The sequence below is a fragment of the Shewanella spartinae genome, from assembly GCF_019457555.1.
GTDB lineage: Bacteria > Pseudomonadota > Gammaproteobacteria > Enterobacterales > Shewanellaceae > Shewanella > Shewanella loihica.
Genome location: NZ_CP080418.1, coordinates 2,524,499 through 2,536,365, shown reverse-complemented (window position 1 = coordinate 2,536,365; position 11,867 = coordinate 2,524,499). Strand labels below are relative to the sequence as shown.

Annotated in this window: 13 protein-coding genes; 6 read left to right on the top strand and 7 right to left on the bottom strand. The window is 51.9% G+C overall.

Features of this window, described 5'->3' with window-relative positions; translation table 11 throughout:
• Positions 1 to 69: 69 nt before the first annotated feature.
• The 3 genes from K0I31_RS11290 to K0I31_RS11280 all read right to left on the bottom strand — a co-directional run bounded on the left by K0I31_RS11290 (position 70) and on the right by K0I31_RS11280 (position 3,105).
• Positions 70 to 687 carry a LysE family translocator gene (locus tag K0I31_RS11290; RefSeq protein ID WP_220042598.1) on the bottom strand — a complete coding sequence of 206 codons (618 nt, stop codon included), beginning with the start codon at positions 685 to 687 and terminating at the stop codon, positions 70 to 72.
• 125 nt (positions 688 to 812) lie between these two features.
• On the bottom strand, positions 813 to 1,853 hold the full coding sequence (gene hppD / locus K0I31_RS11285) for a 4-hydroxyphenylpyruvate dioxygenase (protein WP_220042597.1): 1,041 nt from the start codon (positions 1,851 to 1,853) through the stop codon (positions 813 to 815).
• Between the two features lie 91 nt (positions 1,854 to 1,944).
• A complete protein-coding gene (locus K0I31_RS11280) occupies positions 1,945 to 3,105 on the bottom strand; it encodes a homogentisate 1,2-dioxygenase (protein WP_220078431.1) in 1,161 nt (386 codons plus the stop codon).
• 154 nt (positions 3,106 to 3,259) lie between these two features.
• On the opposite strand from K0I31_RS11280, the gene K0I31_RS11275 reads away from it, so the two are divergent.
• Positions 3,260 to 4,165: a LysR family transcriptional regulator gene (locus K0I31_RS11275; RefSeq protein ID WP_220078430.1), complete on the top strand. Its 906-nt coding sequence runs from the start codon at positions 3,260 to 3,262 to the stop codon at positions 4,163 to 4,165.
• A 105-nt stretch (positions 4,166 to 4,270) separates the two neighbouring features.
• Here K0I31_RS11275 and K0I31_RS11270 read toward each other — a convergent pair whose 3' ends face one another.
• The gene (locus K0I31_RS11270; protein ID WP_011865950.1) at positions 4,271 to 4,615 is read right to left on the bottom strand and encodes a hypothetical protein; all 345 of its coding nucleotides are present in this window, start codon (positions 4,613 to 4,615) and stop codon (positions 4,271 to 4,273) included.
• 354 nt (positions 4,616 to 4,969) lie between these two features.
• Here K0I31_RS11270 and K0I31_RS11265 point away from each other — a divergent pair, with 354 nt between their 5' ends.
• Positions 4,970 to 5,347 carry a DUF6508 domain-containing protein gene (locus tag K0I31_RS11265; RefSeq protein WP_220042595.1) on the top strand — a complete coding sequence of 126 codons (378 nt, stop codon included), beginning with the start codon at positions 4,970 to 4,972 and terminating at the stop codon, positions 5,345 to 5,347.
• Positions 5,348 to 5,500: 153 nt separating this feature from the next.
• Here the strand turns inward: K0I31_RS11265 and K0I31_RS11260 are convergent, their stop codons facing one another.
• Positions 5,501 to 5,728: a PGPGW domain-containing protein gene (locus tag K0I31_RS11260; RefSeq protein WP_220078429.1), complete on the bottom strand. Its 228-nt coding sequence runs from the start codon at positions 5,726 to 5,728 to the stop codon at positions 5,501 to 5,503.
• Between the two features lie 136 nt (positions 5,729 to 5,864).
• On the opposite strand from K0I31_RS11260, the gene K0I31_RS11255 reads away from it, so the two are divergent.
• On the top strand, positions 5,865 to 6,710 hold the full coding sequence (locus K0I31_RS11255; RefSeq protein WP_258406645.1) for a substrate-binding periplasmic protein: 846 nt from the start codon (positions 5,865 to 5,867) through the stop codon (positions 6,708 to 6,710).
• A gap of 70 nt (positions 6,711 to 6,780) precedes the next feature.
• Here the strand turns inward: K0I31_RS11255 and K0I31_RS11250 are convergent, their stop codons facing one another.
• Complete coding sequence (locus K0I31_RS11250) at positions 6,781 to 7,188, bottom strand: YccF domain-containing protein (protein ID WP_220078428.1); 408 nt, start codon at positions 7,186 to 7,188, stop codon at positions 6,781 to 6,783.
• Positions 7,189 to 7,417: 229 nt separating this feature from the next.
• Between K0I31_RS11250 and K0I31_RS11245 the strand changes: the two genes are divergently transcribed.
• Positions 7,418 to 8,344 carry a 1-aminocyclopropane-1-carboxylate deaminase/D-cysteine desulfhydrase gene (locus tag K0I31_RS11245; RefSeq protein WP_220078427.1) on the top strand — a complete coding sequence of 309 codons (927 nt, stop codon included), beginning with the start codon at positions 7,418 to 7,420 and terminating at the stop codon, positions 8,342 to 8,344.
• A 149-nt stretch (positions 8,345 to 8,493) separates the two neighbouring features.
• Here the strand turns inward: K0I31_RS11245 and K0I31_RS11240 are convergent, their stop codons facing one another.
• The gene (locus K0I31_RS11240; protein ID WP_011865944.1) at positions 8,494 to 8,667 is read right to left on the bottom strand and encodes a hypothetical protein; all 174 of its coding nucleotides are present in this window, start codon (positions 8,665 to 8,667) and stop codon (positions 8,494 to 8,496) included.
• Positions 8,668 to 9,169: 502 nt separating this feature from the next.
• Here K0I31_RS11240 and K0I31_RS11235 point away from each other — a divergent pair.
• Together K0I31_RS11235 and K0I31_RS11230 are read left to right on the top strand one after the other, a co-directional pair.
• On the top strand, positions 9,170 to 10,783 hold the full coding sequence (locus K0I31_RS11235; protein WP_220078426.1) for a mechanosensitive ion channel family protein: 1,614 nt from the start codon (positions 9,170 to 9,172) through the stop codon (positions 10,781 to 10,783).
• A 108-nt stretch (positions 10,784 to 10,891) separates the two neighbouring features.
• Complete coding sequence (locus K0I31_RS11230; RefSeq protein WP_220042591.1) at positions 10,892 to 11,845, top strand: chemotaxis protein CheV; 954 nt, start codon at positions 10,892 to 10,894, stop codon at positions 11,843 to 11,845.
• Positions 11,846 to 11,867 lie beyond the last annotated feature (22 nt).

The window sequence follows — 11,867 nt, the reverse complement described above, 5'->3', positions numbered from 1 at the left end:
TAAGCAAAGCAAGCTAAGTAAGCAAAGCAAGCTAAGTAAGCAAAGTAAGCAAAGTAAGCTTAAGTGTGCTTAGCCCAACGCCAGCCAGAAGCCGACCCCTATCATCAGGGAACCCGCGATACGATTGAGCCACTTGATGTTATCGCCCTTAGCCAAAAACAACTTGAGCGACTTACCGCCGCTGGCGTAGGCTAGCATGCTGACAAACTCTGTCATCATGATGATCATCAGTAGCAGGCTCAGCTGCGGCGCCACCGCGCGCTCTACATCGATGAAAGGCGGCAGCAGAGAGATCATAAAGGCCCAGCCCTTGGGGTTAGCAATGGCAGTAACAAAACCCTGTGAGATCAAGGCCTGGTTGCTGATCTGTGTGTTTTGATCATCGAGACTCGCCATCTTGCCCTTGGCGCGCCACATCTGAATGCCGATATAGCCAAGATAGGCGCCGCCGACCCACTTGAGCACCTCGAAGATCTGCGGATAATTTAGCATCATGGCGGCGACTCCCATCACGGCGGCAACCGCCACCAGGGCAACCCCGGCCAGCTCGCCTATCATCATCCACAAGGTGCGGCGCACCCCTATGCTCATGCCGAGGGTCATCGCCAGTGTCATGCACATCCCGGGTGTGATGGAGACGAAGAAGAAGGTGGGCAGAAAAACGGCAATAAGAATATGATCTGACATCTTGTTGTGCGATGAATGAGTGACTAGGCAGGCTAGTGTAGTGATTTATCGCCTTGCTGCAAAGCAAAAAAAACCAGCCGATGAGGCTGGTTCTTAGTGTCATACTGCTCTGTATGAGCCAGTGTTTAGAGTACGCCGCGACGCACCTGGTCACGCTCAATCGATTCGAATAGCGCCTTGAAGTTGCCTTCGCCGAAGCCCAGGTTGTTCTTACGCTGAATGATCTCGATGAAGATAGGACCAAACAGGTTCTTGGTGAAGATCTGCAGCAGGTAGCCGTCCTCGTCACCGTCCACCAGGATCTGGTGATGCTTGATGCGCTCTCTGTCTTCGGTCACCTGTGGCAGCTTGTCGAAGATGGTGTCGTAGTATTCAGGGATAATGTCGAGGGTCTGAATCGAGCTACCTTCCATCGCATCCAGTGAGGCTACGATGTCGCGGCTACGGAACGCCAGATGCTGCACGCCTGGGCCGTCATATTCTCTCAGATACTCGTCGATCTGGTTTCTGTCATCGCCTTTACCTTCGTTGATTGGGATACAGAAGCTGCCATCGGGTGAGCGCAGGGCATAAGAGATCAGTGCGGTCTGCGAACCCTTGATGTCGAAGTAGCGCACCTCGGTAAAGCCGAAGATATCTTTGTAGAAGTTCGACCAATGCTCCATGGTGCCCTTGTAGACGTTGTTGGTCAGGTGGTCGACTTCGATAAAGCCTTTCTCTTGTACGATTTCTGGGTTTTCAAGATCGACAAAATCTGTGCCGTAGATGTTGTTGTCCGCGCCGAAGGTGTCGATAAAGTAGATCAGGCTATCGCCGATGCCGTAGATGGCCGGATAGGGCAGGTCTTTCACCTCATCACCTGCAGGCTTGGCGCCACGGGCAACCGCACCCTCGAAGGCGAATTTGGCATCTTCTACGCGCCAGCCCATAGAGCTGATGGCAGCGCCGTGCTTCTTGGCAAACTCGGCAGAGAAGCCGCTCTTCTCGTTGTTTAGCAGGAAATTGATGTCGTTTTGTTTGTAGTAAACGATATCTTTTTGCTTATGCTTCTTCAGCTTAGAGAAGCCAAAGTCGATGAAGACCTTGTGCATAAAGTCGAGATCTGGGGTGCAAAACTCGGTAAATTCGATGCCCAGTAATCCCAGTGGATTTTGTTCGCTTGCCATGTGAGTATCCTCGTTCAATTTGTTACAACCACAGTCACTCTTTGGTGACTTGTCTGGCTATTCATTGTGATTCGGTGTGTACCGAACGGTATTAGTCTTCTAACCAAGAGCGGTTGTAGTCTTTACTCATGCAACCTTGTACATGTTGGGTTAGCTGCAGTGGGGCGAAGGTGTCGACCATCACTGCGTATTCATAGGTCTCTTTCTTGCCGACTGAAGCCTCGGTGCGGCCTGGTTGTGGTCCGTGTGGTACCCCTTTCTGATGTAGGGTCATGTAGCCGGCCTCGATGCCGGTGCGGCTCATGAAGTCGCCGTCGACATAGTAGAGCACTTCGTCGCTGTCGATATTGTTGTGGTAGTAAGGCGCCGGGATCGACTGGGGATGGAAGTCGTACGGGCGCGGCACAAAGTTACAGATAACGAAGTTGTGGGCGGTAAACACCAGATGATCCGACGGCGGCAGGTGGATCTGACCTACCTTAGGGGCGTAATCCTGAATGTTGAAAGCCCAAGGGTAGACACAGCCGTCCCAGCCCACGAGATCGAAGGGATGCCATTCAAGCTGTGTCAGCTGATACTTGTCACCAAATTTACACACCAAGGGGAAGGTGCCTTTCTCGACCACGGCTTCTTGTAGGCTAGGAACGCGGATGTCGCGCTCACAGTAAGGAGCAGATTCCAAAAGCTGTCCGTACTCGTTTCTGAAATGCTTAGGCACCTCCACCATGGAGAAGGCTTCGATAACAAACAGGCGAACCTGGCTGTAATCGTCAAACTTAAGCTGGTAGGTGGTGCCGCGCGGGATAACCAGGTAGTCCCACTTTTTCACCTCGAGCACACCATATTCGCTGTAGAGCTTGCCCTGGCCCTCGTGGACGAAGATCACCTCGTCGGCGTAGGCGTTGCGGTAAAACTCTTCGGTCGCCTCGGTGACCTTGGCGCTGTACATGGCCACGTCGTTATTAAAGAAGATCTTGTTGCGCGCCGAGTAGAAGTTACCCTCGCGGTCGGCCAGCTTAGCGTCCAACTTATAGTTCTGAATCAAGGTGTCTTGCCAGGTTTGGCCGTGATTGACCTCGAACGGGCTCACCTCTAATGCCTTGGTCGGCATGTTGTGGTGATACTTGTTGGAGTAGATATTGGAGAAGCCATGGGTGGAGAAGAGTTCTTCCCGGTAGAGTTCACCATTCTCTTTCTTGAAGGTGATGTGGCGTTTATGGGGGATCTCCCCCTGTCTTACATAAAATGGCATGGCTTCTTTCCTTGGGTGCTTTAGCGGGCACACTTATGTTTATGTGATCTAAGTAACAATTTAGTTGCTGGCATGAACAAAAAAAAGAATAATAAATAGCTTAACTCAATCTAAATTTTAGATGGTTGTCTTTTGTTTACGCCGAGGATGTGAGATGAAGATCGATGTGGAAGCCTTTAGGGTGTTGTCGATTCTGGTGGAAGAGGGCAGTTTCTCCAAGGCTGCCGAGCGATTGCACAAGGCGCAGTCGGCGGTGAGCTATCAGGTGAAGAAGCTGGAACAGCACCTGGGTGTAAAGCTTTTTTGTCGGGATCAGTATCGCGCGGAATTAACCCCAGAGGGTAAGGTGATCCTCGCCGAAGGTAAACGCTTGCTGCAATACCTTGGCAACATTGAACATTTAGCCAGCCGTTTCAGCGAAGGCTGGGAACCTAAACTCGAACTTGTGGTGGATGGCTCACTGCCCATGGAGCCTATCATGCGGGCGCTGAAGCGGGTGTCTGAGCATAAGATCCCTACCAAGATCCAGCTCAACATGGAGTTTCTCGGCGGGGTACAACACAGGTTCGAGCGGGATAATGCCGATCTCATGTTGGTGAAAGACTATCGCACCGGGCCTAGCTATCGGCCGCAGCCTCTGCCTGACATTAACAGCATACTGGTGGTGAGTCGCTCTCACCCCTTAGCCAAGGCCAAGGAGCTCAGCCTGTTTGAGTTGCTGCAGCATGTGGAGCTGACCATCGAGGATTCCTCCCCCGGCAAGATCCACAGCGATGAGCTGCAATTTGGCGGCGATAAGGTGTTTTACCTGTCAGGCTTTATCATGAAGAAGAATGCCCTCCTGATGGGGTTGGGATTCGGCTGGATGCCTGATTTTCTCATTAAAGAGGAGCTGGCCAGCGGTGAGTTACAGGAACTGGATTTTCTCGGTGGCAGTCGTTACAGCTTTACCCCTCAGTTGGTATCGACCATGGAGCGCCCCTTAGGTCGCGCTGGGCGGCTCTTTACCAGCCTGATCCTGGAAGAGTTTAACCTTTACCAAGCCCAGGCCAGTCGTTAAAGCCGATATTTTTAGATCAAAAAAGCGAGCCGTTAAGTTCGCTTTTCAATATGGCTAGTCTTAATTGCAAGCTAGTCGCTTATAATAGCTAGTCGTTAATAATAGCTAGTCGTTAATAATATCGAGGATACGACGTGTCTTGTCGTGCAGCTTAATAAAGGTGCCATCGACATCTATGGTGATGTTGCCATCACGGTCGATAGGCACATGGATCTTGCCGCGATCATAATAGTCATCAGACAGGTAATCGCCCTTGTGCAGTTTCTTCTGCCAGCCCGGTGGTAGCGGCTCGCCGCGGGCCACCTTCTTCTGCAATCCAGGTGGCAGGCTCTTTTCGTTATGGGCCTTGGCACCGTGTTCATGCTTATCGTTTTTAGCCAGGGTTAGCGGCGAAAAACCGATAGACAGTCCCAGTAGGATAAGGCTAACGCCTGTGGTGTATTTCTTCATCTGAATTCTCCAGCGCAATCATTGCGTTCTCAGCTAGCATATGGTCTCGCCCCGTCAATGTCCAGCCAGTCAGGACCTTAGCCATGTTCAGCTTGTATTCAGCATCTTCTCATTAACCTGGAGTTAAGTCATTGATAAAGCGCCGGGCTCACCAGGCTATTAGCCTCCTAGGTAAGCTGTGGTACGGAGTATGCAAATTCTCTAGGTAAGAGGCTTAGCGAATGTCTTCTTATAAGGCTCAGCAAGCGTTTTATGAGATGTGAAGTCAGGTAAACGCCTAGAAAGTAAGGCGAAAGGCGTTAGGGCAATGGGGGCCGCTAAGGGCAACCTGTCCTTGGGACTAAGGAGTGCGATATGAAAAGTGTAATATCTTTGCAGATAGCAAATCTCTACTCTCAATATGCCACGCAGTTTGCCCGTGGCGATCAGGCCAGCAGTCAGCTGACGATGCAGGGCTTTGTCGAGCAGCTTGCTCAGCAGGGACTGTTACTCGATACCCTCAACTGGCAGGAGTGGTACCAAAATGCTCATCTGGTCGATAAGCCAGATTATATCCGCGAGGCGAGCTTTTATCAGTGCCGCTTACTGTTAACCGCCATGAGCCGCTTGGAGCGCTTCAGCCGAGGCGTATTGGAAAATATGCGCAGGCAAGGGGTGTTGCTGGCGATTCTGGAGCGGCTCAACGTATTGACTCATAAGAGCTGCGGGCGCGACCTCTTTGTGCTGGCTTAACTCTTTGTGCTGGCCCAACTCTTTGTCTTGGCTTAGTTTTTGTTGGTTTGCCACCCTTTATTGGCATAAGACGCCTTAGCGCCCAAGCCTTCATTGGTGGGAAATAAGCCCTATTGGTGGGAAATAGCGCTAATGGTGGCACATAGCCGCATATTAGCGGCTGTAACGCCAATCGCGCACCTTGGCGTCAAGCCAGGCGGCGCTGCGGGTCATCTGTTTCTGGCTCTTCTTTAGCCAGCCTCTGGCCCAGTGATACTCCAGGCTTAATACAGCAAGTCCTATGGGCAGCAGTAACCAGGCCGGGCCAGGCAAGATAACCAGCGCCAACCCGAGTAGACAAAGTGCGCCGCCGATGACGGTGACCAAGGTTTTTCTCAGCATAAATACCTCATTTGACCTTCTCTCCTATACTTGTTTTGCATCATCTTGTTTATCCATGCCAGTGAAAATGTGTAACAAAAGGACATCTATGGCGCGATGGAGTGCGGCGAAACAGTGATTCGGGGGAAGGGTGTTGATGAGAACAGGCGGCTTTAACTTAAGCATAAAAAACGCTAATAGGCAGGCCTTGCTCTCTACGCCGCTATTGCCAGTAAAGCTATGGCCAGGGGCGCTACGACGCTTCCATTTACTGCTTGTCTCCATCTTCATCGCTACCTTGTTGTGTGTTGTTTCAGCCCCGAAGGCCGAGACACTCAAGCTTTCCTCTTTAAATTGGCCACCCTATTCGGGGCCGACGCTGAAGGATGGCGGCGCCTGTGTGGTGGTGGCCAGAGCCGCACTTGCCGCCATGGGTCATGAGCTTCAGGTGGACTATTTCCCCTGGAGCCGCACAGTGCGTGTGGTGACCCGGGACGACTCTGGCTATCAGGGCTATTTCCCCGAGTATCATCACCCAACCGATAAATTCATCTTCTCCGACTCCATGGGACAGAGTCCCCTTGGGATCTTGGAGCAGAGCCAGCACCCCATTACCTGGTCGCGGGTGCAGGACCTCAATGCCTACACCTTGGGCGTGGTCAGAGACTATGTGAACACCCAGGCGCTCGATGAGATGATTGCCATCGGTGCCCAGCCGGTAGAGCTGGTAAGCTCAGATGAACACAATATCCGCAAGGTGGCCACTGGAAGGGTTCAGGGCGCCGTCATGGATCTCTATGTTTATCAGTTTCTCATCGAACAGCCACACCTGAGCGAACTCAAGACCAGGCTGCAATTTAATAAGCAGTTGCTGGAGTCGAAACAGCTCTATATCGCCTTTAGAAACACTCCAGAGGGGCGCAGGTGGCGAGAGATCTATAACGCAGGCCTGGCCCGTATCCAAGTCGAGCAGCTCCTCAAAGATTATCTGCAAAGCCTCTAGTTCGTCGCATAGTAGTTATCCTGATTCGGTTCAACCGTCGATACTGCCGCTCTCCTCATCTGACCTTGAATCAAGCCTTGGCCGTGATTGTCTGCCCTATAGGGGTCAGGCTCAGCAGCGCCAGTTTCAGGTGCTGAATGCCAAAAGGGATCCCTATGATGGTGACGAAACAGGCCAGCGCGTGGGTGATATGACCGATGGCAAGCCAGATCCCAAATAGCAGGAACCAGACGATATTACCTACCATGCCGAGCGGGCCAGTACCGATATCATCGACCCCTTGCAGCGCACGGCGATTAACGTTTTGCTGACCAAAGGGCCAGAAGGCCATCTCACCGATAACGAAACAGGCGCGTCCGAAGGGGATGCCTATGATGCTGATAAAACAGAGCAGGCCTGCCAGCCACCAGGCCAGCCCCATCACGAATCCGCCTAAAATAAACCATGCAATATTAAAGATTAAGTGCAGTAGTGCCATGAAGAGCTCCTTGTTGCAGTGCTTTTATTGTTGTTAAGGCATTGGCCTTAAATTAGATCTACTAGGGAATAAGCGAAAACCATGCCATGTTATATCTCTATGTTTTTATTGATTATTGTGTTGGTGTGATTCTGGAGTGTTGACATAATATGCCAAAAGTCGGTCAAATTACGCATTTGCCGTTAAAGGGTGTACACTCTGGCGCGTCATTTCATTCAGGCCCGATAACATGAAGCTTAGCCACACGCCCGTAGAGGCTGTCTACCTTGGGGAGCACAAGGTCTATGTGAAGCGCGACGATCTGCTGCATGCCGAGTTTTCCGGTAATAAGGCGCGTAAGTTTGCCTATTTCCTCGAGAACGACTTCCCCTCTGTTAGGCAACTGATTGGCTATGGCTCGCCCCAGGCCAACTCCCTCTATTCGCTTTCGGCCCTGGCTAAGCTCAAGGGGTGGCGGCTGGATTTCTACGTGGACCATCTCCCCGGTTATCTGACGGAGCACCCCTGCGGCAACTACCTGGCCGCGTTAGATAACGGCGCCAACATAATAGATCTCTCAAGAAAGACGGATCGAGATGGATTGGATAGCGAAGCTTATATAAGGCAAAGGGTGTTGACGGGCAGCGATGAGCAGCTGTTTGTGCCAGAAGGCGGGCGCTGCGCCTTTGCCGAGCCGGGCGTTGCCCAGCTTGCCCGCGAGATAGCCAGTTGGAAAAGCGCGCAGCCCCTTAACGAGTTAGTGGTGTTTCTGCCATCCGGCACAGGCACCACGGCGCTCTATCTGCAGAAACAGTTCCTAGCTATAGATCCCAGCATCAGCGTCATGACCTGCGCCGTGGTGGGGGGTGATGAGTATCTTAAGAAGCAATTTTTAGCGCTTGAGCAAGACGAAGCGCTGCATCCTCAGATAGTCCCGGCCGCTAAGCGCTACCACTTTGGCAAGCTGTACCCTGAGTTTTACCAGATGTGGCATGAACTCGAGTCGACGGGGATAGCGTTTGAGCTGCTCTACGATCCCCTGGGCTGGCTTTGCCTCAAGCAGCTGTGGCAACAGGGGTTAGCTGCGCCCGTGCTCTATCTGCACCAAGGGGGCCTGCTGGGTAATCAATCTATGCTGCCTAGGTATAGGCGTAAGTTTGGTGAGCTAGAGAGATAAATGCCATTTGGCCAGGTCGGTACCTGTGAAAGGGGTACAACCTGAGCCAAATGTTACCTGCTGAGTCGTTGACGAATGGGGTCAATCCTACTTGTTGCCTGGGCAACCTTCGATACGTGTGAGAGGAGGTGTATCGAATAGCGTGGGGGTTATTTGTTGCTTGAGAGCAACCATTTCATAAATTGCAGGGCGTCGGTACGCTTAGCAAAAGTTTGTTTGTTTTTTCCTAGGCTATCGGTAAATGCGATAGAGGATTTGTTGACTGAAATTGAGTCCACCGGGAAGTTTACCGTGATCTCATGACCGTTAACTTTGTACGACATAGGCCATACTCCTTATTACTATAACTGCCTTGTGGCAGTAAAAATTTAACAAATAATAGATCCTTAGCTGTTGCGAAAGATGAATTAAATCCTTTCTGAGACTACCCAGCCTAATTTAAATAATCAAGTGATCTGCCTCGCTAAAGCCGTTGCTTGCGCCCTAAACGGGGGCTTTTCACCGGATTGGACACAGTAAATCATCAATAAATGACAATAGTGTGACGATAAAACTGCGAGTTGTTGAAGCGATGACTATGTAATGATCTGGGTAATGACCTGGAGTCTAGCGATGCAAAACTTGAAGGCAGAAAACTTAAAGCAGGGTACTGCAGAAGTGACGCATTATAATCTCGGCGCCGTACTTGTCAATATTTAATCAATTCTGTCGATTTGACCACGCCCATGGCGATGAAAAGGCCCGTTCCTGCTTAGCTTTCTACTGTGCAATTTAGGAATAAATGCTAATATTTCTAGGCGCTTGTTAACAATTAAGGGGACTGGGATGCGCTTTGTTGTTTGGCAGTTTATGTTGGTGATGAGTTTTTTTGTCGGCAGCGCCTGGAGCGCGGCGCCAAATAGTTTGGTGGGGGCCTTAAGCGATGCCGCCGCCGACAGTGGTCAGAGCCAATTTGTGCGCTCGGTTGAGCACTTCGATTATCAGGACAGCCTGCAGCGTGATACCCCCAGGGGCACGGTAGAAGGCTTTATGGCGGCGGTTTATGAGCAGGATTATGAGAAGGCGGCAGAATATCTGGATCTGCGTTACCTGCCCGAGGGGATGTCGGCCAGCAAAGGCGCCGAATATGCTAAGCAGCTACAGCTGATCATAGAGCGTAATCTCTGGCTCGACCTGGGACAGCTTAACGATACCCCTTTGGGACAGGATAACGATCAGCTTCCTGCCTATCGGGATCTCTTCGGCCGGGTCGCCTTGCAGAGCGATCAGATCGCCCTTTATCTACAGCGGGTACCCAGTGAAGGCGGCACCATCTGGAAGGTCTCCAACGCTACCGTGGCCAAGGTGCCACTGCTCTATCAAAACCTGGGCTATGGGCCCGTGGCTGAGTGGTTTGTCAATCATATCCCCGAGGGGCGCTGGTTTAACGTCAACCTGTGGGAGTGGGCCCTGCTGCTGGCGTATCTGATCACCGCATTTCTGGTGATGGTGCCCATTACTTGGATCATCAAGCGCGTTATCTTGCTAACCCAATATGAGCTTAAAGAGGAACTGGCCTATATCGTCGCCGGGCCATTGCGTTTGCTGGCGGCCGTGTTACTGGTCAGAGCCTGGGTGTCTCATAGCAGCATCTCTCCGGCGGCAATCGAGATGATAGACACGGGGTTTTTGCTGGTGTCGGCCATCATCTGGTTTGGCTGGAGTGCCATGGGGATCTTCCAGCAGGGCCTGAAGAAGCGCTGGAAAGAGCAGGGCAAAGATCAGGCCGCCTCCCTGCTGCGGCCGCTGACCAATTTCCTGCGGGTGATCTTCGTGATCATGGCGGTGCTGTTATGGCTCGAACATCTAGGCTTTAACGCCAGCGCGATCATCGCCGGCATGGGCATAGGGGGCATTGCCATCGCGCTCGCCTCCAAACAGTCGATCGAGAACTTTATCGGCACCATTACCCTCTATTCGGCGGCGCCGATTAAGGTGGGCAACCTGTGTAAGTTTGGTAGCATCAGCGGCACGGTCGAGGAGATAGGCCTGCGCTGCACTCAGATCCGCACCCTGGACAGGACGCTTATCCATGTGCCTAACGCTAAGTTGGTGGAGATGGAGATCGAGAACATCTCCCAGCGTGAGAAGATCCGTTTCAAGGCGGATATTCGTCTCGATTATGCGGTGACCACCTCGGAGCAGCTCAAGGCGATTGTCGCCGAGATTAAAGCTATGCTCGAAGAGCATGAACTGGTGCTCAAAGAGCCCCTCAGGGTCACCTTTAAGGGCTTCGGTCTTCATGGTCTGCAGGTCAATGTGCTGGCCTATATCGGCACCAAGAGTTTTCCCACCTTTCAGTTGGCATCGGAAGAGTTACATTTAAAAATCATGGATATAGTGGTGAGGAATGGCTCTCGCATCGTGCCGGTGGCACCTGTTGCCCTGAATAATGGATAAATGTTAAAGCTGTGATCTCTGGGTCTTGATGTCGGCTCGAAATCCGGGGATCATGGCTATAATTAATGGCGTATCGCGTCCATCACATCATGACGTAGTGAGAATTGTATGGCTAAAGTGCTAGAGAGTGTCGATCAGCGTACCCAGTTGGTTGGCGAAAACCGTCTCGAGCTGTTGCTGTTTCGTATCAATGCGACGCAGCTGTTTGCGATCAATGTGTTTAAGGTCAAAGAGGTGGTTAAGCTGCCGAAGCTGAGCGCCTTGCCCGGTAGCCATCCTAGCATCAAGGGGGTCGCCAACATACGTGGCACCTCGATTCCCGTTATCGATCTTCGCGCCGCCATCGGTTTTCAGCCCATGAACAGCGACCAGGAAGCAAACCTGATCATCACCGAATATAACCGCAGCGTGCAGGGCTTCATGGTGGGCAAGGTCGACCATATCATCAATATGACCTGGAGCGACATCATGCCGCCGCCCAAGAGCACCGGCAGTCACAACTATCTGACCGCCATCACTAAGGTGGAGGTAGATGGCGCGACGCGTCTGGTCTCCATTATCGATGTGGAGAAGGTGCTGGCGGAAATCGTTCACTATGATATCGCCATCTCGGATGGGGTGTTGGATGAGGCCTTGGTGGACAAGATGATAGGGCGCAAGATCTTGATCGCCGATGATTCGGCTACGGCCCGCCGTCAGGTGAAAGACACGCTCGCCCCCCTGGGTATCGAGGTGATAGAGACCTCCGATGGCCTGCAGGCGCTTAAGCTGTTGAAGCGCTGGTGCGATGAGGGGCGTGATATCAACCAAGAGATACTCATGCTGATCACCGACGCCGAGATGCCCGAGATGGACGGCTATCGTCTCACCTATGAGGTACGTAACGACAAGCGGATGGCCAATCTCTTTATTACCCTCAATACCTCGCTGAGTGGCAGCTTTAATAATGCCATGGTGGAGAAGGTGGGATGTGATCGCTTTATCTCTAAGTTCCAGCCGGATCTGCTGGTGGATGTGGTGCAGGAGCGTCTACGTACTCAGTTGCCCGAACAGGTAAATTAAGCGGAAATTTTCTATGCTATTA